The sequence below is a fragment of the Roseburia sp. AF22-2LB genome, assembly GCF_003461125.1.
Lineage (GTDB): Bacteria > Bacillota > Clostridia > Lachnospirales > Lachnospiraceae > Roseburia_C > Roseburia_C amylophila.
This window is the reverse complement of the sequence record NZ_QTWM01000004.1, coordinates 144,794-167,981: the sequence shown is the minus strand read 5'-3', so window position 1 is coordinate 167,981 and position 23,188 is coordinate 144,794. Positions and strand designations below refer to the sequence as shown.

Genomic DNA, 23,188 nt, shown 5'->3' with positions numbered 1-23,188 from the left:
ATTTTTCTGTAAATGCCTTTGGAATAAGTGGTAAGAAATACGAACCAAGTGGTAATTATTTCCGTTCTTTTTCTTCTTTCAGACGCTTCTCAATTGCTTCTACCACCGTACGAAGCACTTTAATTCTGGCATAATACTTGCAGTCTGCCTCTACTAAAATCCATGGTGCATAAGTGGTAGAGGTACGAATCAGCATTTCATCCACTGCCTTTTCATAAGCATCCCATTTCTCACGGTTGCGCCAGTCCTCATCGGTAATCTTCCACTGCTTTGCCGGGTTTTCCATACGCTCCTTAAAACGACGCTCCTGCTCATCCTTATCAATGTGCATCCAGAATTTTAAAACAATGGTTCCATGATGCGCCAGCTGCTCTTCCATTTCGTTCATCTCATGGTAAGCACGCTTCCATTCTTCTTCCTGACAGAAGCCTTCGATTCTCTCAACCATAACGCGGCCATACCAGGAACGGTCAAATATTGCTACATGACCATCCTTTGGAAACTGTTTCCAGAAACGCCACAGATAATGATGTGTTTTTTCTGCATCATTGGGTGCTGCCACCGGATTTACCTGATACCCCCTTGGATCCAATGCCTGGGTCAGCCGTTTGATGGCTCCGCCTTTTCCACCGGCATCCCAGCCTTCAAATGCCAGCACCACCGGAATCCGGTATTTATAAAGTTCATTATGAAGCTCGGAAAGTCTTGCCTGAAGACGTGCAAGTTCTTTTTTGTACTCCTCTTTTTCCATCTTCTTTGAAAGGTCTACTCCTGCCAGTACGGAGCTCTTAAGTACCTGCTCCTTTTGTGATGCGGCTCCTGCTTCCTGCAAAGTATCCTTTTCCTGTTTTATTTCCTGCGCCTTTGTTTTCTCCTGCTCCCTCTTCTCCTGTTCGGCTTTCTTATCTGCGATTGCCTGCTCCAACACAGAAACTACGATTTCCGTCATTTTTGCTGCCGCATATTCCCGGTCGGTGCACTCTAAAATATGCCACGGTGCATATTCAGAATCCGTCTTTTCCAGCATTTCTTCATTCATGGCAAGATATTCTTCATAATGCTTATTTCTCGCCAAATCGTCCTTTGTTACCCGCCATGCAGTCTTCTTATCTTCCAGAAGCTTATCAAAACGCTTCTTCTGCTCCTTCTTTGACACATCTGCGAACAGCTTAATAATTACCATGCCATCATCCGTCAGCTGTTTTTCAAAGGAACAGATTTCTCCGAACGCATAATCAAGCTGCTCCTTTGTGGTCACACCGTCAAAGCGGTCCACCAACACTCTCCGGTACCAGCTTCTGTCAAAAATTGCAATTCTTCCCTGGGATGGAATCTTCGTCCAGAAACGCCACAGGAACGGATGCATTTTCTCTTCCTTGGTCTCCACTGCAGTAGCGTATACCGAAAATCCCCTCGGGTCTAAAGGCTCAATGATTTTATTAATCAATGTTCCTTTTCCTGCTGCACCAAATCCCTCAAATACAATCATGACCGGAATCTTCTGTTCCTTACAGGCTCTCTGCAGATAGGACAACTTTGGCTGCAAATCGTCCATCCACTCCTTATATTCCTTTTTCCCCATCTTCCGGTTTAAATCTACCTTCTCTAACATCGCATATCCTCCTTCGCTTATAACTCCACAATACGTTGCATTTTTATATATAGAAATAGTATAATATTTTTCTTGAAGAATATCCAGTCTAATGGGTATAATGAAACAAATATGTGATTGCGAAAAGAAATTATTATTTCAAAAGGCTGTATTCGAAGCACAGTGGCTTTGACATGAAATACCGCAGTTCTAAGCTGCATATTTTTCTTTTTGTGATAGAAAGCAGTCTTTCCAATGTTTGACAAGATGCCGGTACTGTCCGCCGGAGTACGGATGCCTTTTAATGGCTGTTAGGGGCACTTGGAATTTCGTCCGGCACCCGGCAACGCTGGCACAGGGACGTGCCAGCGAGGCACATATGAACATGGATGTGAATTTGTGCCGGTTGCCGGACCTGACAAAATATGTCTCGAAATTCTTAGTGCCCCTTGCAGTTATTATGTGGCATCCGCACCTGGCGGACAGTGACGGCATCCGGTCAAAGCAACGGAAAGACAGTTTACCATTAAGAAAAATATGCAGCTAAGAATTGCTGGCATTTCACATCACATAAGCCACCAATTCTTCGAATACAGACCTTTTTCAAATAAAACACCGCTTTTTCGCAATCACCGATATGTATCAATAAAAAGGAGACTCACTATGAAATTTATTTCCTGGAATGTAAATGGCTTACGTGCCTGTGTCAATAAAGGATTTTTAGATTTCTTCCATGAAATCAATGCAGATGCATTCTGTATTCAGGAGACTAAACTGCAGGAAGGACAGATTGACCTTTCCCTTCCGGGCTATTACCAGTACTGGAATTATGCGAAGAAAAAAGGCTATTCCGGCACTGCCATCTTTACCAAAAAGGAACCTCTTTCTGTAAGCTATGGCATTGGCATCCCGGAGCATGATGAAGAAGGACGTGTTATCACATTAGAATATGAAAACTACTATCTCATCACCTGCTACACACCAAACTCCCAGAGCGAACTGGCAAGGCTTTCCTACCGTATGGAATGGGAAGATGCTTTTTTACAGTATTTAAAGGGTTTAGAAGAAAAGAAACCGGTTATTTTCTGCGGTGACCTGAATGTTGCCCACAAAGAAATTGATTTGAAGAATCCGAAAACCAACCGTAAAAATGCCGGATTTACAGATGAAGAACGGGAAAAATTCTCTGTTCTTTTAGAGAATGGTTTTATCGACACCTTCCGTTATTTCTACCCGGAACAGGAAGGCATCTACTCCTGGTGGTCCTACCGTTTCCACGCAAGGGAAAAGAATGCCGGATGGCGTATTGATTATTTCCTGGTTTCCCAGCCCTTAAAAGAGAAGTTAAAGGGAGCTGCCATTCATACGGAAGTCCCTGGTTCCGACCATTGTCCGGTAGAACTGGAGATAGACTGCTAAATTTAAAATGGGTAAAAAGCTTTCCTTCCATCAGCTTTTACCCATTCTTTTTTTCTACAGATACTTCTTTTCAAAGTCCTCAGCACGCATTGGCTTGCCATAATAATAGCCCTGAATATACTGCACCTTCATGCTGCGGAGCTTCTCCACCTGTTCCGTTTCCTCTACCCCCTCTACACAAATCCGTACTCCGATGGTCTCTGCCAGTTCTGATACCATCTTTACAAAGGCCTCTGCATACTCATCTTTTCCAATGTCAATGATAAAGCAGCGGTCTATCTTGATAATGTCAATCGGCAGCTCACGGATATGGTTCAAGGAAGAATAACCTGTTCCAAAATCGTCCAGTGCAACCTTTACTCCAAGGCTCTTGATATCCGAAAGAATCCTCTTCATACGCTTCATATCGTTAATTGCAAGGCTCTCTGTTACTTCAAGGGTAAGGTTTGCCGGATCCATCTTTGTCTCTTCCAACACTTCCCTGACTTTTTCTTTCATATCATTCTGCAATAGCTGTACCACCGAAAGATTTACATTGACATGATACTCCGGATGTCCCATGTCATTCCAGTATTTACAACGGTGGCAGGCTTCTTTCAATGCAAAGCTTCCGATTGGATTGATAAGTCCTAAATATTCTGCCAGTGGAATAAATTCAGACGGGGAAATCATCCCCATTGCCTCGGAATTCCAGCGGATAAGTGCCTCTGCTCCACTACATGGATCTCCCGGTCTGGAAATATCCACAATCGGCTGATAATACACCTCAAATTCCTGGCAGGAATTTGTAGTGGCATAACGCATATTCTTCTCTAAATCAAGCCGCTTAAAGGATGTTGCTTCTACATTCTCATCATAGAATTCTATACGGTTTTTACCGCCTTTTTTTGCTTCGTATAAAGCAATATCTGCTTTTTTGATTAATTCCTGTACATTGTCTCCGTCATCCGGGAAACATACCACCCCCATACTCATGGTACAGTAGTAATCTCCACCTTTTAAGAACCACGGCTTGGAGAAAATATTCCTAATCTCTGTTAAAATCTCATCCAGACGCTGATATTCTTCCTGATTAACAATGATGATAAACTCATCACCACCCATGCGGTAGCAGGTAGAATCCAGTCCGGTCACTCCCTGCAGGCTTCTTGAAATCGTCTGCAGCAGAATATCCCCATACTGATGTCCCAGACCATCATTAATATGCTTAAAGTCATCCAGGTCAATATAGCAGAGTGCTCCCTTGCCACCCTGTTCCCTGGCTCTCTGGATATAGATTTCCACATCATGCTCACAACGCATTCTGTTATAAAGTCCCGTCAGGAAATCATTATTCGCCTGGCGTTCAATCTTCTGCTGATAAAGCTTTTTATCCGTCACATCATAAACCGTCAGCAGCATAACCCTTCTGCCATCCACCCAGTTAATCTGGGTATGATAAATGTCAAAATACCGGTTATCCTCTTTGGAATAATATTCTACAAAATTACCATTTCCATAACGCTTATTACCGGAACGGAAAATCTCATCCTGCTGCTTTTCAAACCGGCCATCTGCAAATAACCTGTGAAACTGCTGGTTCGTATAAAGAATCTTCTCCGAAAGCATATCCCTTACACAGATTCCACAGCCTACATTTTCAAGGATTGCCTCTAAGGATGCATAAGAACTTGCCAGCGAATTCTTTGTAATCCGCTTAATCAAAATACTCTGCACAATCTGTTTTACTTCATTTAAAAATTTAATATCGGAAACATCCCAGATACGGCGTTTCCGCAGTTCAAAGAAGCATAAATACATGGCAGCTTCCCCGTTAATCTCTACCGGCAGGCTGATTGCCGCCTGAATATTCCATTTTTCAAAAAACTGTGCAAATGCGGGCGGCAGTATGGAATCTGCTGAAATCATATAAGGCTTGCCATTGGTAAAAGGAAATTCTGATGTGGAAATGCCCTGGCATTTTGCAATCAATGCATCCTCTTCCTCCAGACAGCATTCACTTATCATATCCGCAGTCTCGCCATCCCGGTTAATACGGAGCAATGCTGCATTACTGATTTTCAGATAATTGCATACATCTGTCAGAATTTCGTCTGCAATTTTGGAAAAGCCATTTTCACTCTCCAGCATTTTCACGATAGAAGTCATGACCTCTGTACGCTGTAATTCTGTCTTAATCTGCTCCTGGCTTTCCCTGTTTTTGGCAAATGCTTCCTGTGCCAGAAGCTCATCCAACTTTGTAGCAAAATACTGTTTGGATATATAGGTTAAAAAATCAAGTGAATTGTAATACTGCTTTGTCGTAGTCTTCTGGATATTCTCCGGAATCTCCTGTTCTGGTGCGGCTATATCAGAAAGCACACCAATGACAATCCAGATTGCTGCAATCTTACCGCCTACACGGATTGCAACACCGTTCATTTTCAAATAATCCTCTTCCAATGGTTCTTCCACTACATCTTCCATCTCAGAGGTAATCAGTCTGTTCAGCAGCACAATATGGCGTGCCATACCGACTTTTTCATGAATATAATTCAGTTCTTCCTTGGAACCATATGCCTTGGTCACAACCCCCTGCATCTGACTTAAGCATACACAATATAAATTATTACAGGCACAGAAACGGTCCTGTAATCCCTGAAGCACTCTTCCGTCGAGTAATTCCGCTCCAAACATTAACTCATTACTCCCCTGCATATCCAACTTCTGCTTCATTTTTGTTACCCCTTTTTACCGACTATAAATAAATAAAAACCTTCTTTTTCCCGTATACAGAACTCGTCTAATAGACGATATTCCATATGTCTCCGCAGCTGTTTCTTTACAAAGCCGCCCTCATTGGAATATAAAATCATATGACCACCATTTTTCAGGAATTTTCCTGCACAATCAAAGAACTGACTGTAAAAGGCATCCTGTTCTTCTCTTGTTTTCTTCCCTCTCAATGGCATATTGGAAATGATTTCATCAAAAAGGTATTTATGTGTAAAATCAAAAAAATCACGATTAATATAATTAATCTGCCTTCCTGCCGCTTTGGCATTCTCTCTTGCCTTTATCACAGCCTCTCCAAAAATATCCAGTCCGTACATATCTCCCGCCGGCACCAGAAGGTCACGTTCTATTAACATGGTACCAACTCCGCAGCACGGATCCAATACCTGTGCACCCTTTTTCAGATAAGGTTCTGCCAGCTTCATAAATAATGCTGCATTTGCCGGATGAATGGATGCTGCAACTGCTTCCTTCCGGTAAGAAAATCTCCGCATTGGAATCGTAAATAATTTACAGGATGGATATAATGTGCCATCCGTATTCTTCGTAAGCCGCAATTCTATTTCATAGCCATCTACCGTATTTAACAGCTGATGTCCGGTTAAATCTTCTAATGTTGCTGCCGCTTTCCGGATAAAGCTGCCTTTTTCTTCCGGTGCAATGCCCCTTACTTCCATGCGGAAGCGAAATGGTGGATTGCCCTCATGCAGCCTGTTTAATAACTCCATAAGATTTGATTTTGCATATGCCTCTGCTACCACTTCCGGTTCTGCAGCAATCCGGTGTCCCCCGGACAACAGCAACAGCATCTCCCGGAAAGTACGAATCTTTATCACATCCCTAAGATGTGTTGTCTTTACTTTTACACCTGCCGGAACCAGCACCGGACGATCTTTTTTTATCTGTTCTGCCGTAATCTCACGATATGCAGGATTGGTTGTCAGAAGCACTTCTACCTCTTCTTCATATCCAGTAAAACGATGCTTCTTATTCTGGTTCAGCCCACCTAACAATTTATCCAGAGCATGCAGTTCTTCCGTTCTGTGCTTCTTTTCGCTTTCTGCCGGAACTTCTGCTAACAATTCCTTGTAACGCTTCCCGAATGCGTCCTGATAAATCTCTATATCAAGTCCATTCATTGCAGTAAGATAAGAACTTTTCACAAAGCGTGTATTCTCCCTCTGGTATGCCTCAAACAGTGCTTTTGCCGCCCCTGATTCATTTGTCTCACCCAGAATAAGTGCTGCATTTTTCCGGATTTTAGCATCTTCGGAACTCAAAAAAGCATACAAAACCGGATGCGTTGCATGGTATTCTTTCCATTCCTTCAATGCATCCTGATTTTTTATGCTTTTCTTTAATTCTATCAGATTTTCACGTATATTCGTCTCTTCGGTCAGTGCCTTACAAATCTCTTCTAACATGTTTTTCCTTCTTACAACCAGTGGACTTTTCGTCTCTCCACTATCAATGATTTAATATTACTTGAAATCAGAAGATTTGGCAAGACTTACTCCTTGTCATTTTTTAGATTTTCCGGGGCAACTCCATTCTTTTCTATATAATCTGCCACATCTACCTTAAACTGCTTCCAGGCATCCTCGTGTTCCACATAATATTTCGGACAGTTTTTTCCGGTTACGTCATAATGACGGATGACATCATCCATGGTCAGATCATATCTGCCACAAAGCCATGCCACCAGATGCACTAATGTCTGGTAGGTGGCATCGTTGAATCTTCCGGTATCGTCCGGGATACAGCATTCGATGGAAATAGTATCACTGTTCCTGTCATTGGATGCATAGGAAATCTCTTTGCATGGGATGCATTGAATCAGTTCACCATCCAGTCCGATGACAAAATGACTGCTGGCATGTGTTTCATGGCTGTCCTTTAAGCCTTCAAAATAATCACGGTTCTGCTGCGCTGTGGTTCCCGGATTTGCAGTATAATGCACCACAATGCCATTTACCTGATCAATTGCAAGTCCCGGTCTGGAATAATCATTTATCGTAAGAAGCTGCACATCATAATCCGGCGGATTTTCTACCACTTTGGTAACGGCTGCCGGCACATCTGCTGCTGCCAAATGTTTTCCCCTTATCCAGCGGAGCAATTTCCCACCTAATACAAATATGAAAATTACTACAAGAACAATTCCTAAAAGCAGCAGCATTCTCTGAATCCGCACCTGCTGCTGTCTTCTTCTGCGCCGGTATTCTGCTGCTGTATGTGGTTTCTCATATGTATATTTTTTTCTTCCTGTTTTTCTCTTTCCTCTTCCGGTCTGTCTCATTTATTTTTATCTGCTCCTATATGCGTTATCTGTTATTTCATTCCTTATCATCATACACCAAATGTTCCTTACATTTTATTAACAAAAACTTAATTTTCTTTTATGGTAATTTTACACAATTTTTTCACATCTTTTTTGTTGACATTTACCAAAGGTAAGTATATAATACTAAATGAACAAAGAGGTTTGTTCAGATAATAAATTGCATAAGGAGGGATTTGTATGTTCTTAGAGCAGGATGCAGTGCTGGGTCTTTCCAGGTTCGTAGCAAAATACGAAGCATATGTAAGAGAGATGAAAGCACAGAAGAAAGAACCTGTTACCATGTTAGCTTATCTGGTAGAAATGGTTCAGTAGACCAGTTGACCAAACGGCGCTTCATAGCCGCCGCTTTCCGTCACTGGTCTTTTTTTTTGTTCTTTTTTTCTCACTCTTTTGGAAATAACAAAACACAAATGGAATGCTGATGATTGCAGTCAGCCCATCTGACAATGCCTGCGCAATCTCCACTCCCGCCAGTCCGATCCATTCCGGTAGAAGGAAAATCAACGGAAGAAATACAATTCCCTGACGGCACGCTGATAGAAATGCCGCCTTCCCCTGCTGCCCGATTCCCTGAAACAGCATATTACTTAAAATTCCTATCGGAATCAGCGGAAGAATCAGGCACTGGCTTCGAAAAGTAAAAATGCCGATTTGTGCTGCCATATCCTCTTTTAAAAAGAAGTTCATGGTCATCGGTGCGAAAAGGAATCCTGCCAGACCGATTCCTGCCGCCGCTATGGTGCTGCTCCATAAAGTAAAAATAAATGCCTGCTTTAACTTTTTTTTATTTTCAGCTCCAAACTGATACCCTGCCACCGGCTGAAAACCCTGACCATATCCGATAAAAAGGCTGAAAAATACCATAAATAACCGTCCGTCTACAGACATTGCTGCTACTGCCGCATCTCCATATCCTACCGCCTGCCGGTTTAACAATACAGCTGCCACGCTGGCAAATCCCTGCCTGCAAAGCGACGGCAGACCATTTTTTATAATGCTACCATAGTCCTTTATTTTAAAAAAATTTTTACTTTGTTTCTTTCCATTCAGTTTCATTCTGCCATGCCAGAAACAGCCTCCCAGTACCATCGCTGCCACTGCCTGTCCGATAAATGCCGCTAATGCGGCTCCTTTTACTCCAAGATTTAAGACAAACAGAAACACCGGTGTCAGTATAATATCAAGAATTCCACCGGTTACCATTCCTGCCATGGATGCTTTCGCCCTGCCTTGTGCCCGAAGAAGCGTACCAAGTACCAGTGTCTCTATGGTAAAGGGTGCCGACAGCAATACAAAGAGGGCATATTCCCTTGCATATGGAAGCAGCTCTGTTGTTGCACCGGAAAGCTTCAGCAAAGGTGTCAAAAAAATCAGACCTGCCCCCAGACTTATAAGTCCAAGCAGCAGCCCTGACATAATTGCCGAAATTGCAATCTGCTCTGCCTGCTCTTTTTCTTTCTTTCCAAGGAGCCTTGAAACAAGGCTTCCCGCTCCCATGCCAACAGTATAGCCCACTGCCTGTATCCATGCCACCAGAGCAAACGTAATTCCGACCGCTCCGGTTGCCCTGCTGCCAAGTCTTGTTACAAAGAAGGTATCCACGATACTGTAAGCAGAAATTACCAGCATACTAAGTACCGTAGGTGCCGCCAGTGACAAAATCACACGATGCACCGGTTCTGTTTCCATCCTCTGTTCCAGGCTCTTATTCTCCATGAGTGCCCTCACTGTCTGATGGAACATATTTATATCCGACTCCGTGCACCGTTATGATATAACGCGGCCGTCTGGGATTCTTTTCAATTTTCTTCCGGATACTCTTAATATAGGAATCTATTGTTCTGTCATAGCCATCAAAGGCATCCTCTAACGCATAAGTAATCAACTGGTTTCTGCTATATACCCGGTGGGGAGATTTCACCATGGTATATAAAATTTTATATTCATTAGGTGTCAGATGAATCTTTTTCCTGCCTCTTCTGATACAATGATTGTCTACTTCTAAGATACAGGCCGCTCCAATTTCAATCTGACTTCCTGCCCGCCTGTCTTCTTCGTATACAATGCGGTAGCCCTCTTCTAAAAGCTGCTGGCAGAGTTCCTGGGGCATCCTTCCTTCTGACTCCTGAATGATAATGGTTCCCTTTGTTCCCATATATCTTCTATCCTTCCTGCTACAATCTTTTCTACTAATTTATACTCTTTTCTATTGTAGTCAGTATCTCCACGGATAAAATTTTTTATTCTCTTTATACAATTCTTCGGATAGAAAGAATCGTCCGGTAGCCTGCATTTGATACTTTAATTCCGGTCTTTGCTGAACTTGCATGCACAATCTGTCCGTTTCCGATATAGATTCCGATATGACCGGAATACCAGATTAAATCTCCCGGCTGTGCCTCTGCCAAAGATGCCACTGCGCTTCCGCAGGCTCCCTGCTCACCGGAGGTTCTTGGCAGATTAATTCCAAAATTCCTATATACACTCTGCACGAAGCCGGAACAATCCGCCCCATTTGTAAGACTGGTTCCACCATATACATATGGATTTCCTACAAACTGCAATCCATAATCTGCAATCTGTCTGCCTAAACCGGCATCAGATGCAGACACCGCTGTTCCGCTGTTTCCGGATGCAGCATTTCCAGATATTGAAGCTTTAGATGTTGCATTCCCTGCTGTTGTATGATTGGTGCTCTGCTTCGCTGCTGCCTTCTTTTGTGCTGCTGCCTGCTGCTCTGCCGCTTTTCTTCTGGCTTCTGCTTCCTGTGCCGCTCTTCTTGCGGCTTCTTCTCTTGCTAACCGTTCTGCTTCTTCCTGAATGGATTCTGCATGGGGATATTCCGTATAGGTTTCTACATAATCTGCTGCTACATAGCCCTCCCCTTCCTCTGCATCAACTTTTAACCAGCCATCCAGTGTCTCTGTTACCGTTAGTATATCGCCTCCCGGTACCAGTCCTAATACGGCAGCATCTGTGGATGCTTCCGTACGCACTTTTAAAGTTGTTGTAGTTACCCGGGCAAGCTGTGTGCCAATTTCTTCCGCAAGTGCTCTTGCTTCTTCTCCCACACAGACATATTCTGCACTGACATATCCGCTGACTGAACCGGAAGTAATATAATACCAACCCTCTTCTGCTGCCTCTATCACACCTACCGTATTACGGTAAAGTTTTCCAAGCACTTCTCCTTCTATAGACGGTTCTTTTCGAATATTCACATAGTTCGGTGCGATTGCAACCGCAAGTTCCGGCTGGTCTGCTGCCGGCATTTCCTCTTCTGCATTTCCAAGTGAAAGTTCTGCCATATCATTTATTTCTGCTTCGCCTGCTGCTTCACCTTCTGCCAGTTCACCAGCTCCTGTCTGTATCTGCTGCAGTGCATACTGTTCAGATAAAATGCGCTGCTCATTCAGTGCCCGGATTACGCCTGCACCGGATGCAGCTGGTGTCTCCATGGCATTGACATTGGTCCATAATGAAGTTGTGGTTGTCAGGATTGCGGCTGCAAGCCATAATTTTTTTACTGTTTTGTATTTCATATCTGTCTCCTTACCTATGTAATCATCAGGTATTGCAGAAGAGATATTCTATTTATTTTTACAAAGTAAGAAATAGCCGGGCAGCCCGGCAAGTACTAAGGCTGTATCATAACTGCAAGGGGCACTAAGAATTTCGGATTGTATTCTTTTTATCCGGCAAGCGGTGCAAATTCACATCCATGTTCATCTGCGCCTCGCCGGTACTTCCATGTACCGGCGTTGCCTGTTCCCATACGAAATTCCAAGTGCCCCTAACAGCCATGAAAATGCCTTCGCACTTTGCCGGACTGTCTGGCTATTGTTCATTTTCTAAAATAAATTCAAATAATTTTCTCTTCTCGCAATTTCCTATGTAATCATTCGCAAGTTGTTACGAACTTGTTACATCTTATTACATAGATATGGAGATAGTGTGGAGATGGAAGGATTACCTTCGTCAAATACAATTTAGTCAAGTACGATTGACTAAATCATACTTGACTAATTTTCATCACACGGAAATACAATTCCGGCATCCGCTCTTGCCCGGGTCAGTATCCGGCTGACCGCAAGGCTGTGGTCGAGCATTTCGTAGCAGGTTGCAGTGTCCTTTGATGCTATCTCATTTACAAAGGAAACAAACTCTGCATACATCCGGTGTGCATCTCCATTTCCATCATAGGATACCTCTCTTCCATCTCGGTAATGGATGGTCACTGCGCCGCAGACATTACACGGGCTGTTCTGGGCAATGTAGCCTTCACTTCCTTCAATGCGATATTCCGGCTGTCCCTGGCAGTCCTTTGCGCCTATTGCAACTGCCTGAAAGCCGGGATAAGATAAAATTGCAACACCGCTGGTGTCAATTCCTTTTTCCGTGTTTGCGGTATAATGCACAGACTGCGGTTCTCCAAACAGGCCTTCTAAATACTGGATATTATATAAGTTTAAATCCATCAAAGCTCCACCTGCCTGCTTTGCATCAAAAACAGGAATGTTTTCTCCATTCTGGAAACGGTCATACTTTCTGGAATATTGGCTGAAATTGCAGACTGCCATTTTGATTTTTCCAATCGTCGGTAACTGCTCTTTGATAAACTGATAGTTCGGCTGATACCTTGTAGTAATGGCTTCAAACAAAAATACTCCCTGCTTCTTTGCAAGGGCACAAAGCTCCTCTGCTTGTCTTTCATTGGCTGTCATGGGTTTTTCTACAATAACATGTTTTCCATGGAGGATAGCTTCTCTTGCCATTTCAAAATGCCAAAGATTTGGCACAGCGATGTAGACGGTATCAATTTCCGAATCCAGAAGTTTTTCATAATCACTTACTGCAAGCTTCATCTGATACTGTTCTTTTAGTTTTTCTGCTTTTGCTTCACTGCGCTTTGTTCCACAAATTCCATAGCAGGAAAGCCCTTTTACCTGTTTTAATACCGGAAGCACTTCTTCTACGATAGTTCCTGTTCCTACGATTCCAAGCTTCATTTCTTTTCTTCCTTTCCACGGATATACGGGTCTCTGTAATAAAATATGACAAGCTGTATACACATCAGGCACCAGATAACCGGCTCACAGATAATTACACCAAAATATTTCAAGATTGGGATAAACAATAGAACAAATGCAATTTTTCCTACCAGCTCTATCATGCTTGAAACCAGTGGCACTACCTTTTTACCAAGTCCCTGTAACACATTTCGAAGTACCAGCAGAATTCCAAGAACCGAATAAAACGGTGTATTCCAGCGGATATATCTGACACCATTTTCAAGAACTACACTTTCGGATGAGCCGGAGAGCAATGCAATCAGGCAAGGTGCGGCAAATGCAACAATAACGGTAATAAATACTGCCCAGCCAACAGACAGTATCATGGCATACCGTACTACCTTAAGGATACGGTCACGCTGGTCTGCTCCCCAGTTCTGGGATACAAAGGTTGCTGTTGCCATTGCCAGTGGCATTAATGGCAACGAACAAAAACTGTTTAATTTTCGTGCTGCTGTATGTCCCGCAATAATCAGATAACCCAGCTGATTGATAGCATATTGCAGGATTACTGTTCCTGTAGATACAATAGCTAACATAAAGCCCATGGAAAGCCCCTGGCCTGTCAGTTCCCGGTAAAGTGGTCCATCTACTTTAAAATGCTCCCGTGCCGGTATTAAAATCTTACATTTTTTCATAATATAAATGGCACATAATACTGCAGAAATTCCCTGTGCTACCACCGTTGCCACTGCTGCACCGCGGATTCCCATCTGAAACTGTGTAATAAAAAGAACATCCAGTACAATATTGATAACGGACGAAATAATCAGAAATGCCAGCGGCATAAAACTGTTTCCAATTGCACGAAGCAATCCGGACAACAGATTATATGCAAACATTACTCCAACACAGATTGTTACAATATAAATATAAGAATAGGATTCCTCAATGATTTCTGATGGTGTATGTAACAAGACCAGAAGCGGACGAAGTCCAATCTGTGCAATCAGCATTACACCAACCGTCACCGCTGCTCCAATTACCAAAGAGCCTGCAACTGCACGCTTTAACAAGTCTTTATCTCCTACACCAAAGCTTCTTGCCACTACCATGCTAAGTCCATTTCCAAACCCCAGTGCAAATCCTACCAGCAGTTCATAAACCGCTGCACATGCACCAATTGCTGCCAGCGATTCATCACCTAGAAAATGGCCTACTATCATGGTATCTGCCGCATTATAGAGCTGCTGAAATAAATTGGAAATAATAAGTGGAATTGCAAATAAAATCAAAGATTTTAAAATATTACCCTCTAATAAATCTGTTTTTGTATGCATCCTTTTAACCTCATCCTTTTCATATCCTTATTTCAACTCCTGCAATACATCATCATATACCTTCTGAAAAGGAAGTCCTCTCTCTCTGCATACCTCCCGTATGGATTCATACTCCGGAGTAATACGCACTTCTCCTTCACCCTCACATATTTTAACCGCCACCTCACCATAGGAGGTCTGCCGCTTTTCTGTCCTTCTTGGCAGAATCGTCCGCACCATTTCTACATAGCGGATTCCAATGGTTGTTGTCTCACGAAATATAATTGCTTCTAATTTTTCCCGGTCTTCTTTCCTGCAGATTACTGTCAACTGATATGCCGGGCGGTTTTTCTTCATATAGACCGGTATATAATGGACATCTCTTGCGCCATTTTCCAGTAAAAGCTCCATGGCATAGCCCAGTGCTTCCCCGGTACAGTCATCGATATTACATTCCAGTTTTAAAATAGAATCACTTTCATAGACCGGTTCTTCTGTTTCCAGCAACAATGCCCGGAGCAGTCCCGGCCGCTTATAGTCCCGCTTTCCGGCGCCCAGTCCGTTTCCCACAATCCGGTAACATTCCGGCAGCTCTCTTGACGTACAGATAGCCGCTGCAATTGCAGCCCCTGTCGGAGTCACATATTCTCCCGGTTCACCGATTTTTCCAAGCAGGATTCCATATTCCATCACTATGTTAGTCACTGCCGGAACCGGAACCGGCAGGATTCCATGCTGACAGCGCACCGTTCCTTCCCCTTCCCACAGGGCAGGAATAATGACCTCATCTACTCCAAGATTATCAACACAAACTGCCGCTGCAATAATATCTACGATTGAATCCAAGGCTCCCACTTCATGAAAATGTACTTCTTCCACCGGAACACCATGGGCTTTTGCTTCCGCTTCTGCTAAAATCCTAAATATTTTCTTAGCAAGTGTCCTGGTACTATCAAGCATATTCGTGCCATCGATTATGGAATAAATTTCCGTCAGACCGCGGTGTTCGTGATGATGATGTTCCCCATGGGTGTATGATTCTTCCGAATGGGTGTATGATTCTTCCGAATGGAAATGCCCTCCATGTGCGTGCGATTCTTCCTTCCCATATAAATACTTCATATCATGATCATGATTCTCATGGGCGGCATCTAAGATGACCTTAAAATCACATGCCGACAGGGCCGCCTTTTGTACTCTGCTGATTGCAATCCCAAAGCCGGATACCGGAATGCTCCTTAAAACAGTTTCTAAGACTTCTCTGTCTGCTCCTGCATCCAGTAAAGCTGCCACTACCATATCACCACTGATTCCGGTATGGCAGTCCAGATATAAACTACGCTTCTTCATCATGTACCCCCAGTCTGTTTATCTGTGTTGCAAGATAGCCTGCACCATAACCATTATCAATATTTACCACTGCAACACCATTGGCACAGGAATTAATCATGGTAAGCAATGCAGAAATGCCTCCCATATTCGCTCCATAGCCTACGGAGGTTGGTACACCGATTACCGGCCTGCTTACCAGTCCGCCTAAAACACTTGCCAGTGCTCCTTCCATGCCAGCCACTGCAACAACACAGTTGGCTTTCTGGATTACCTCAAGCCGTGAAAGGAGACGGTGAATTCCACTGACTCCCACATCATAAATACGTTCCACATTGGCTCCGAAAAACTCTGCCGTCTGCGCAGCCTCTTCTGCCACTGCAATATCTGCCGTTCCAGCCGTACATACCGCTATCAGTCCACTGCGTTTTTTATCCTTTTTTTCAATTTTTAATATACGAGAAACAGGGTCATAGGTAACCTGCGGTAATTCCTTGTGCAACAACTCATACTGTGCCAAAGACGCCCTGGTTCCCATGACCTCGCCTTCATCCTTGTATATTCTCTGAAAGATTTCAAGAAGAAACTCATCCCGTTTTCCCTGACAGAATACCACTTCTGCAAAACCGGAACGCACTTTCCGATGGCTGTCTATCTTTGCATAGCCCATCTCTTCAAATGGTTCCCTTTTAAAAAACTGCTCCGCTTCTTCTACGGTCATCTTTCCGCTTTTCACCTGTTCTAATACTTCATGCGCTTCCATTCTGACATCCTTCCAATCTTTTCCCCCTGCCGGACTTTCGTCTCGACTCCTTTATTGGAATTATACACAATATCTGCGTCCAGTTCTACCCTGTCTTTTTCCAGACACAAAATTACCGTAGAACCGCCAAATTCAAATTTACCTTTTTCTTCTCCACGGTGCACCGGGCAGTTTTCTTTCTCATTACAGATTCTGCCTACCATAAGTGCGCCCACTTCCATCATTAAAATATTGCCAAAATGCTGACTTTTCAGCACAGAAAATTCTCTGGTATTTTCCTTATAAATCGGATATATTTCTCCCGCCAGCGGATTTACCGTATGAAAAACACCCGGAATCCTATAGATGTACCCCATTCTGCCATCATCCACAAAGCTGTAATGATGATAATCATCTACCGTCAGACGGAAAATGCAAAGGGTTCCGCCCTCATAATGACAGGCGATTTTCCTGCTGCGGAAAAGACTTTCCATGGTATATTCCGTATCCTTGACGCGGACTTTTCCCTCTGCTGTAATGGGATATATGCTGAGCCTGCTGTCGCAGGGTGCACAGAAATTCTCCTTAACACGGTCAAATTTCCGGTGTCCCGGCTTGACTTTCCTGGTGAAAAAATCATTATAGGAACGGTATTCCCGTTCCTCATAATCTGTCATATCTATATGATTCTTTTTTATAAATGGTGCAATTGCAGCCTTTGATACCGGCTGGTTCAAAAGGAATCCACCTGCTTTGGAAACAAAAGGTTTCACCAGAATTCCAAGTAAAATTCTTCCGGCAGCAGTCTCATACAATGCCTTTAACACTCTGCCCTGTGCTGCATTCTCACCAATTTCATTTCCCTTCCGGTCTACACAACGCATCTTCGTTTCCTCCTCATTTTTCCTTATTGCAGGAAATGTTACGCATTTTCTGTCACGTTACATCCCATTTCCGGCTCATTGAACATAATGCTGGTCTCATCTGACACAATTTCTACCTCATCAGACGATCTAAAATGGAATTCTCCAGTCCCGGAAAGCACAGCGAAATATGATATTTTGAGAATAAGAAGATTGCAATTACTGCACATGCCACAAGGATAACCAAAACTGCAAGAAATGCATTAGATGGCTTTCTCAATTTAAAATCTACAATGAATAATGTGCCAACTACTGCCAAAACAAAGAGTAGTAACACACTGAATTCACGCTCCGCAATTACAAAGTTCAGCATAAATGCCAGTGGCAGTACGATTGCCATCGTTGTTATCGGCAGTCCGTGATAATATTTATTGGCACCCTCTTCTACTCTCTGGCGGTTGGTTTCCAACACATTGAAGAATCCAAGACGAATCACGGAGCAGACACAATAATATGCCAGAACAATGGTTCCAAGAATACCTCTTACACCAAGCACATAACAGATTACTGCCGGGAACGCACCAAAGCAGACTACATCGCAAAGGGAATCAATCTGAACGCCAAATAACTTTTCATCATCAGTACGGTTCTTTTTGGTTCTTGCAATCTTTCCATCAAACATATCAAATAATCCGGATAATGCCAGACAGATAATTGCTGTTCTATAATGTCCTCCAATTGCCTGAGTGATTCCAAAAACAGAACACATCAGACTAATATATGTAAGTACTACTGTATAATCATAAAAACCTATCATTTTTTCCTCTACCTTTCTTCCCTCTTCTGTTTATGCGGTCTTCCTATCGTAAAATGTGCTACGACTGTCATAACTGCGCTTAAAATTAATTCTGTGTAATAACTGAGTCCCCTGCTTACCACCATCGCCGGCAATGTCAGTGTGCCGCAGATTGGTGCAAAAATAGATAAAAACAGTGATTCACTGATTCCCATTCCTCCCGGTAACGGAAGCATATCCACCGCAACGGAAATCATTCCCTGTAATACAACAATGGTTACCATCCCTGTTCCATTGATTCCGAAGGAACGGCAGGTCAGATATGTTACAAAAAAGAGTAACAGTCTTTGTACTACGGTAATCAGAAATACATTGGTTACGACCAATTTATGGGTACGGAAATATCCTGCCACATCCTGATACTGCTTCATGGCATTTGCCATTTTTTCCCGGTAATATTCAGTACGCTTCATCAGATGAATTTTGCCAAGTCCTCTTATGATGGCATCCATCATATTAGCTGCCAGTGTCGGATGGAAAACCAGAAACATCATAAATGCCACACAAAAGACATTTAATAAAAGTCCCAGATAACACCATCCCAGCACCGGCTCAAGATAATGCATAATCTGTGCCGGACGAATGATTACAACCAATGCGCCAATCACCACAAGCACCAGTTTATAAGTAATGGTTACAATCATTAAAACCAGTGTCGATACCGGTATGGACAGCTTATCCTTTTTCATATAATAAATCTGTGCCGGCTGTCCTCCGGTTGCCGATGGTGTAATACAGCTGAAAAAGAATCCAACAAAGGAATACAGGAAACAATGCATAAGTTTTATCTTCTGCCGGATGCTTCGCATCATATAAAATATAATAACAGATTCACTGCAGATAAAGAATACCACGCAGACCACCGCAACAAGCCAGTACCGGTAATCCGTATTCCGGATATAGCCGAACAATTCACCTAAATCCTGTCCATGAAAGATTGCATATATGGTAATTGCAAATACGGTAATAAGAAAAACTGCATTCAGTATTCCTTTTTTCTTACTCATCATAATGCTTCACCCCAAATATCTTTCTTCCGATTTTATCAAAAACTTTCATTACCGGACGGTACATTCCGGTATGCTTTGATACAAACCAGCAGAATTCTGCCAGAAAAATGCCTGCTACCAGGTCAATCATGTAATGCTGTTTGGTAAACTGGGTGGATGCACAAATTAATGCTGCCATCACAAAAGAACATCCTTTGTACCAGCCCGGTATCTTACGGCTCTTTCTTACCCCGATGAAGCAGAACCAGCTTACCAGACAATGGATGGATGGAAAGAGATTCGTCGGTGCATCCGATGCATAGATAAAACGCACCAGCCAGCTGCAGAAATCATGCCCTGTCACTTCCGGTCTGATATTCGTGGTTGGAAGCAATATAAAGAAGATACAGCAGATTACTCTTGACAACATATCCGCTGTTGCAAAACGGAAAAATGTTTCCTTATCTTCTCTCGATACCAGAATATAATTTATTAAACTGAACGCAAAAAATAAAACATACAGAATAATCCACTCTTTTACAAAAGGAATACTCCTGTCCAGATTGCTGGTCAGGTCATAATGCTTTGCATTTGCCATCAGCCTCTGGGTGCCCCAATAAATAATGGTATTAAAAATGGCACACCATGCCAATGGCAGTGGTCCGTATGATGGTATCCATTTTGCTATGTATTTTTGATAAAATTTTCCCAACTTTGTCTCTTCACACATAATTTTCTAACTTTCTATTTTTTCCGACTTAATAATCATATTCGATTTTCCTTTAAATCACAAGCAGATATTCCCAGTGTTTATTAATATTTCCTTAATTTTGTTTTATTTTAAGCAGCTTTTTTCAGATTCTCTCTTTTCAGATAATATCCACCATACGAAGCCCTTTCGGATAATGATTCTTCATGATTCCACCTGCCAGCTTGCCCCAGCCGATGCTGTAGCCATCTACGTAGATTAAATACCAGCCCTTTTCTCCTCCCCATGAAAAAGTCTGTCCCATCAGATACTGTCTGATTTCCTGACTGTCAGAAGAAAGCATGGCAACATGAAATGCCTCTTGTGGCTGCATGGCAAGTGCCAGTGCATGGGATGGTTCAAAACGGTTCTTTTTTAAGGTGCCAAGATGCAGTCCCGGCCGTAATACCTTCAGCCCCTTTAAAGCAGGAAATCCTTCCGGCATCAGATAGAGCTGCTCTCCAAATTTAAGCAATGCTCCCTGAGGTTTTTCTTTTAAACTCTCTTTTACAAAAGAAAGATATTCCGGGCAGTCTTTTTCCTTTATGCCCTTTTCCGTCAGTCCAAAGCCGCCATAACCTTCGCCTGCTTTCGTTATCACTGCTGCAAAATGTCCTTCACCTTCGATTTTATGCGGAAACAGACGGATGCAGCCTTCTTTGTCATGAATAAAGCCTTCACAGTCAATTCCTTCTGCAATCTGGCAGTCCGGATGACGTTCTAAGAAACGGTGCACACTTCCTTCATCCTCTTCCGGTGCAAAGGTACAAGTGGAATATATCATCCTGCCGCCAGGCCTTAACATCTCATACGCACAGTCTAAGATGCCGTCCTGCCGGTCGGCACATAATCTGACATTTTCTATACTCCACTCATTTCCTGCTTCTTCATTTTTCCGGAACATGCCTTCCCCGGAGCATGGTGCATCCACCATGATTTTATCAAAGCAGTTTGGAAAACGCTCTGACAGATGCTCCGGTGTCTCATTTAATACCAGTGCGTTTTTGATTCCCATCCGCTCTATATTTTCAGATAAAATCTTCGCTCTCGCCGGATGAATCTCATTACAGATTAAGATTCCTTCCCCCTTCATAGCTGCCGCAATCTGGGTACTCTTTCCACCGGGAGCTGCACAGAGATCTAAGATGATATCCCCCGGCTGTGCCTTAAGACATTCTGCCGGTACCATTGCCGATGGCTCCTGAATATAATACACACCGGCATTGTGATAAGGATGTTTTCCCGGACGAATCTCTTTTCCATAATAAAAACCGGTCTCACACCATGGAACCGGTTTTAGCTCCCAATCTGTCTGTTGTAAAAATTCTGATACACTGGTTTTCCCTGTATTAATCCGGAACGACTGCTGCCGCTCCTGCCCTAAGCTTTCAAAAAATGCAGGATACTCTTCCCCTAACATTTCCTTCATTCTCTCTAAAAACTCTGCCGGGAAACTATTATTTTCCTGTTCTGAATGCATCCGTATTTCTCCCTTCATCCACCTGCAGTAATCCGTAGAGTAACGGTTTTAGCTGGAATTCTTCACACATGGCATCCACTTCTTTTAAAAGCTTCTGCTTATGCTCCTTTGAAATCTTTGCCTTTCTCGCCCGGATCAGAAGATTCTTTGGCGTATGGGACAAATCCACAAATTCTAAGACCTGGCTCTTGTATCCACAGCACTCTAAGAGGTTGGCACGGATTGCATCCGTTGTCAGTGCCGCAAAACGCTCTTTGATAATGCCATAACGGGTCATCAGATGCAGCTTTTCGCTCTCCATCTGCTCATTTAATTCATGCTGGCAGCATGGCACGGAGAAAATCATTTCCGCATCCCAGCTGATAGCATTGTATAAGGCAAAATCCGTTGCGGTATCGCAGGCATGCAAAGATACTACAATATCCACCGGAAACGGTGCTTTGTAGCCATTGATATCTCCCAGTTCAAAATGCAGGGTGTCATATCCGTATTTTTTTGCTGCCTGATTACATTTTTCTATGACATCTTTCTTTAAATCCAGTCCTACAATCTCTACCGGAATCTTGCGCACTTCCGTAAAGTAGTAGTACATAATAAAAGTAAGATAGGACTTACCGCAGCCGAAATCAATGATATGAAGCTTCTCTTTTTTACAGTCCTTCACATAATCATCGATGATTTCAATAAAACGGTTAATCTGCTTAAACTTATCATACATGGTACGGACAATTTTACCCTCTGTGGTAAAAATTCCCATATCCACCAACGGCGGAATGACCTTACCTTCTTCTAAGAGATAATTTTTCTTCCGGTTATGGGTTGCAGTCTCATTTACTGCATTCTGCAGCTTTTTCCTTTTATAAGATGGCACTCCCTTTTTGGATACCAGAAGAATATGCTCTGCTTCTGTATCAAATCCATTGAGCTGGCGAAAATGATTCTGCATCAGTTCTTCCAATGCTGCCTCTAATTCTTCTACGGACAGATTCTCATGAAATACCTGCTTGTCCGTATATTTTTCCATCTGGAAAAAGGCTTCCTTTTTCTGCACGATAATTTTACGATACTCTTCCTGCTTTGTGGCGGGCTTACTGATAATCAGCTTTCTGCAGCTTTCTGCAATTGCTTCTATATACTCTCTCATTTCCATTATGCTTCTCTTAACTTTGCAATAATCTCATCTGCGATTGTCTCTGCACTCCTGCCGTCTGTTGCCACCGCAAGGTCTGCAACACTTTCATAACGGCTGCGGCGTTTTTCCATCAGTTCACGGATGTACTCCACATTCATATGGCCATTTAAAATCGGGCGGTCCTTGCTGTAGCGAACTCTCTCATAAATAGTTTCCGGTGTAGCAGATAACAGAACGATTCTGCCATTTTCTTTCATAAAAGATACATTTTCTTCCCGCAGCACTGCACCGCCACCGCAGGATACGATGACACCGTCTTTTTCTGAAATATCTTTTACAAGCTGTGTCTCCAAATCTCTGAAATGTGTTTCACCATACTGTGCAAAAATGTCAGAGATAGCCATTTTCTGCTGCTCTGCAATCATTTCATCCATTTCGCAAAGAGGAACATTTAATTTCTCTTTTAATACTTTTGCTATGGTGCTTTTCCCGGCTCCCATAAATCCAATCAGAAAAATATTCTCTGCCATTTTCTAATTCCTTTCCATATGTATGATTCCAAATATCGATTGAAATTCTTCTCTATTAT

General features: G+C 42.8%; 21 protein-coding genes. 3 read left to right on the top strand and 18 right to left on the bottom strand.

The window, feature by feature from the left end; genetic code table 11:
- Positions 1 to 55 precede the first annotated feature (55 nt).
- A complete protein-coding gene (locus DWX96_RS08030) occupies positions 56 to 1,612 on the bottom strand; it encodes a phosphate--AMP phosphotransferase (protein ID WP_117842007.1) in 1,557 nt (518 codons plus the stop codon).
- Positions 1,613 to 1,895: 283 nt separating this feature from the next.
- On the opposite strand from DWX96_RS08030, the gene DWX96_RS08025 reads away from it, so the two are divergent.
- Positions 1,896 to 2,138: a hypothetical protein gene (locus DWX96_RS08025; RefSeq protein WP_117698055.1), complete on the top strand. Its 243-nt coding sequence runs from the start codon at positions 1,896 to 1,898 to the stop codon at positions 2,136 to 2,138.
- Between the two features lie 116 nt (positions 2,139 to 2,254).
- Positions 2,255 to 3,010, top strand: a complete 756-nt coding sequence (locus DWX96_RS08020) for an exodeoxyribonuclease III (protein WP_117947433.1) — start codon at positions 2,255 to 2,257, stop codon at positions 3,008 to 3,010.
- A gap of 54 nt (positions 3,011 to 3,064) precedes the next feature.
- Here DWX96_RS08020 and DWX96_RS08015 read toward each other — a convergent pair whose 3' ends face one another.
- The 3 genes from DWX96_RS08015 to DWX96_RS08005 form a co-directional block, all read right to left on the bottom strand.
- Positions 3,065 to 5,725 (bottom strand): sensor domain-containing phosphodiesterase, encoded by a 2,661-nt coding sequence (locus DWX96_RS08015; protein ID WP_117698053.1) that lies wholly within the window; start codon positions 5,723 to 5,725, stop codon positions 3,065 to 3,067.
- A gap of 5 nt (positions 5,726 to 5,730) precedes the next feature.
- Positions 5,731 to 7,209: a methyltransferase gene (locus tag DWX96_RS08010; protein ID WP_118057209.1), complete on the bottom strand. Its 1,479-nt coding sequence runs from the start codon at positions 7,207 to 7,209 to the stop codon at positions 5,731 to 5,733.
- Positions 7,210 to 7,295: 86 nt separating this feature from the next.
- Positions 7,296 to 8,084 (bottom strand): peptidoglycan recognition protein family protein, encoded by a 789-nt coding sequence (locus DWX96_RS08005; RefSeq protein ID WP_117947436.1) that lies wholly within the window; start codon positions 8,082 to 8,084, stop codon positions 7,296 to 7,298.
- A 222-nt stretch (positions 8,085 to 8,306) separates the two neighbouring features.
- On the opposite strand from DWX96_RS08005, the gene DWX96_RS14750 reads away from it, so the two are divergent.
- Complete coding sequence (locus tag DWX96_RS14750) at positions 8,307 to 8,441, top strand: hypothetical protein (protein WP_022244007.1); 135 nt, start codon at positions 8,307 to 8,309, stop codon at positions 8,439 to 8,441.
- Positions 8,442 to 8,462: 21 nt separating this feature from the next.
- On the opposite strand, the gene DWX96_RS08000 is transcribed toward DWX96_RS14750, so the two are convergent.
- The 14 genes from DWX96_RS08000 to DWX96_RS07935 all read right to left on the bottom strand — a co-directional run bounded on the left by DWX96_RS08000 (position 8,463) and on the right by DWX96_RS07935 (position 23,129).
- Positions 8,463 to 9,845 carry an MATE family efflux transporter gene (locus DWX96_RS08000; protein ID WP_158561832.1) on the bottom strand — a complete coding sequence of 461 codons (1,383 nt, stop codon included), beginning with the start codon at positions 9,843 to 9,845 and terminating at the stop codon, positions 8,463 to 8,465.
- Positions 9,835 to 10,284 (bottom strand): winged helix-turn-helix domain-containing protein, encoded by a 450-nt coding sequence (locus tag DWX96_RS07995; protein ID WP_118057207.1) that lies wholly within the window; start codon positions 10,282 to 10,284, stop codon positions 9,835 to 9,837. Before DWX96_RS07995 ends, DWX96_RS08000 begins: the two co-directional genes overlap by 11 nt.
- Positions 10,285 to 10,378: 94 nt before the next feature.
- On the bottom strand, positions 10,379 to 11,671 hold the full coding sequence (locus DWX96_RS07990) for a C40 family peptidase (RefSeq protein WP_118057206.1): 1,293 nt from the start codon (positions 11,669 to 11,671) through the stop codon (positions 10,379 to 10,381).
- A gap of 480 nt (positions 11,672 to 12,151) precedes the next feature.
- A complete protein-coding gene (locus tag DWX96_RS07985; RefSeq protein ID WP_118057205.1) occupies positions 12,152 to 13,138 on the bottom strand; it encodes a Gfo/Idh/MocA family protein in 987 nt (328 codons plus the stop codon).
- Complete coding sequence (locus DWX96_RS07980) at positions 13,135 to 14,481, bottom strand: MATE family efflux transporter (RefSeq protein ID WP_118057204.1); 1,347 nt, start codon at positions 14,479 to 14,481, stop codon at positions 13,135 to 13,137. The genes DWX96_RS07985 and DWX96_RS07980 overlap by 4 nt, the downstream gene beginning before the upstream one ends.
- A gap of 27 nt (positions 14,482 to 14,508) precedes the next feature.
- Positions 14,509 to 15,810, bottom strand: a complete 1,302-nt coding sequence (larC, locus tag DWX96_RS07975; RefSeq protein WP_118057203.1) for a nickel pincer cofactor biosynthesis protein LarC — start codon at positions 15,808 to 15,810, stop codon at positions 14,509 to 14,511.
- Positions 15,797 to 16,552 (bottom strand): nickel pincer cofactor biosynthesis protein LarB, encoded by a 756-nt coding sequence (gene larB, locus DWX96_RS07970; RefSeq protein WP_118057202.1) that lies wholly within the window; start codon positions 16,550 to 16,552, stop codon positions 15,797 to 15,799. Before larB ends, larC begins: the two co-directional genes overlap by 14 nt.
- Entirely contained in the window at positions 16,531 to 17,415 is an 885-nt protein-coding gene (locus DWX96_RS07965; RefSeq protein ID WP_118057248.1) for a phosphatidylserine decarboxylase, read from the bottom strand. The genes larB and DWX96_RS07965 overlap by 22 nt, the downstream gene beginning before the upstream one ends.
- A gap of 112 nt (positions 17,416 to 17,527) precedes the next feature.
- Positions 17,528 to 18,211, bottom strand: a complete 684-nt coding sequence (locus DWX96_RS07960) for a CDP-alcohol phosphatidyltransferase family protein (protein WP_022243998.1) — start codon at positions 18,209 to 18,211, stop codon at positions 17,528 to 17,530.
- Between the two features lie 8 nt (positions 18,212 to 18,219).
- Entirely contained in the window at positions 18,220 to 19,257 is a 1,038-nt protein-coding gene (locus DWX96_RS07955) for a lysylphosphatidylglycerol synthase transmembrane domain-containing protein (RefSeq protein ID WP_330416230.1), read from the bottom strand.
- Positions 19,250 to 19,951: a phosphatase PAP2 family protein gene (locus DWX96_RS07950; RefSeq protein WP_158561831.1), complete on the bottom strand. Its 702-nt coding sequence runs from the start codon at positions 19,949 to 19,951 to the stop codon at positions 19,250 to 19,252. Before DWX96_RS07950 ends, DWX96_RS07955 begins: the two co-directional genes overlap by 8 nt.
- A 157-nt stretch (positions 19,952 to 20,108) precedes the next feature.
- Positions 20,109 to 21,467: an RsmB/NOP family class I SAM-dependent RNA methyltransferase gene (locus DWX96_RS07945; protein ID WP_118057201.1), complete on the bottom strand. Its 1,359-nt coding sequence runs from the start codon at positions 21,465 to 21,467 to the stop codon at positions 20,109 to 20,111.
- Positions 21,445 to 22,617 carry a class I SAM-dependent methyltransferase gene (locus DWX96_RS07940; protein ID WP_330415592.1) on the bottom strand — a complete coding sequence of 391 codons (1,173 nt, stop codon included), beginning with the start codon at positions 22,615 to 22,617 and terminating at the stop codon, positions 21,445 to 21,447. The genes DWX96_RS07945 and DWX96_RS07940 overlap by 23 nt, the downstream gene beginning before the upstream one ends.
- On the bottom strand, positions 22,617 to 23,129 hold the full coding sequence (locus DWX96_RS07935; protein WP_022243993.1) for a shikimate kinase: 513 nt from the start codon (positions 23,127 to 23,129) through the stop codon (positions 22,617 to 22,619). Before DWX96_RS07935 ends, DWX96_RS07940 begins: the two co-directional genes overlap by 1 nt.
- Between the last annotated feature and the right edge of the window lie 59 nt (positions 23,130 to 23,188).

Excerpts from the sequence above, each read along its gene's own strand:
- DWX96_RS08030 (WP_117842007.1), bottom strand. The coding sequence starts at position 1,612 with ATGTTAGAGAAGGTAGATTTAAACCGGAAGATGGGGAAAAAGGAATAT.
- DWX96_RS08025 (WP_117698055.1), top strand. The coding sequence starts at position 1,896 with ATGGCTGTTAGGGGCACTTGGAATTTCGTCCGGCACCCGGCAACGCTG.
- DWX96_RS08020 (WP_117947433.1), top strand. The coding sequence starts at position 2,255 with ATGAAATTTATTTCCTGGAATGTAAATGGCTTACGTGCCTGTGTCAAT.
- DWX96_RS08015 (WP_117698053.1), bottom strand. The coding sequence starts at position 5,725 with ATGAAGCAGAAGTTGGATATGCAGGGGAGTAATGAGTTAATGTTTGGA.
- DWX96_RS08010 (WP_118057209.1), bottom strand. The coding sequence starts at position 7,209 with ATGTTAGAAGAGATTTGTAAGGCACTGACCGAAGAGACGAATATACGT.
- DWX96_RS08005 (WP_117947436.1), bottom strand. The coding sequence starts at position 8,084 with ATGAGACAGACCGGAAGAGGAAAGAGAAAAACAGGAAGAAAAAAATAT.
- DWX96_RS14750 (WP_022244007.1), top strand. The coding sequence starts at position 8,307 with ATGTTCTTAGAGCAGGATGCAGTGCTGGGTCTTTCCAGGTTCGTAGCA.
- DWX96_RS08000 (WP_158561832.1), bottom strand. The coding sequence starts at position 9,845 with ATGGAGAATAAGAGCCTGGAACAGAGGATGGAAACAGAACCGGTGCAT.
- DWX96_RS07995 (WP_118057207.1), bottom strand. The coding sequence starts at position 10,284 with ATGGGAACAAAGGGAACCATTATCATTCAGGAGTCAGAAGGAAGGATG.
- DWX96_RS07990 (WP_118057206.1), bottom strand. The coding sequence starts at position 11,671 with ATGAAATACAAAACAGTAAAAAAATTATGGCTTGCAGCCGCAATCCTG.
- DWX96_RS07985 (WP_118057205.1), bottom strand. The coding sequence starts at position 13,138 with ATGAAGCTTGGAATCGTAGGAACAGGAACTATCGTAGAAGAAGTGCTT.
- DWX96_RS07980 (WP_118057204.1), bottom strand. The coding sequence starts at position 14,481 with ATGCATACAAAAACAGATTTATTAGAGGGTAATATTTTAAAATCTTTG.
- larC (WP_118057203.1), bottom strand. The coding sequence starts at position 15,810 with ATGAAGAAGCGTAGTTTATATCTGGACTGCCATACCGGAATCAGTGGT.
- larB (WP_118057202.1), bottom strand. The coding sequence starts at position 16,552 with ATGGAAGCGCATGAAGTATTAGAACAGGTGAAAAGCGGAAAGATGACC.
- DWX96_RS07965 (WP_118057248.1), bottom strand. The coding sequence starts at position 17,415 with ATGCGTTGTGTAGACCGGAAGGGAAATGAAATTGGTGAGAATGCAGCA.
- DWX96_RS07960 (WP_022243998.1), bottom strand. The coding sequence starts at position 18,211 with ATGATAGGTTTTTATGATTATACAGTAGTACTTACATATATTAGTCTG.
- DWX96_RS07955 (WP_330416230.1), bottom strand. The coding sequence starts at position 19,257 with ATGAGTAAGAAAAAAGGAATACTGAATGCAGTTTTTCTTATTACCGTA.
- DWX96_RS07945 (WP_118057201.1), bottom strand. The coding sequence starts at position 21,467 with ATGCATTCAGAACAGGAAAATAATAGTTTCCCGGCAGAGTTTTTAGAG.
- DWX96_RS07940 (WP_330415592.1), bottom strand. The coding sequence starts at position 22,617 with ATGGAAATGAGAGAGTATATAGAAGCAATTGCAGAAAGCTGCAGAAAG.
- DWX96_RS07935 (WP_022243993.1), bottom strand. The coding sequence starts at position 23,129 with ATGGCAGAGAATATTTTTCTGATTGGATTTATGGGAGCCGGGAAAAGC.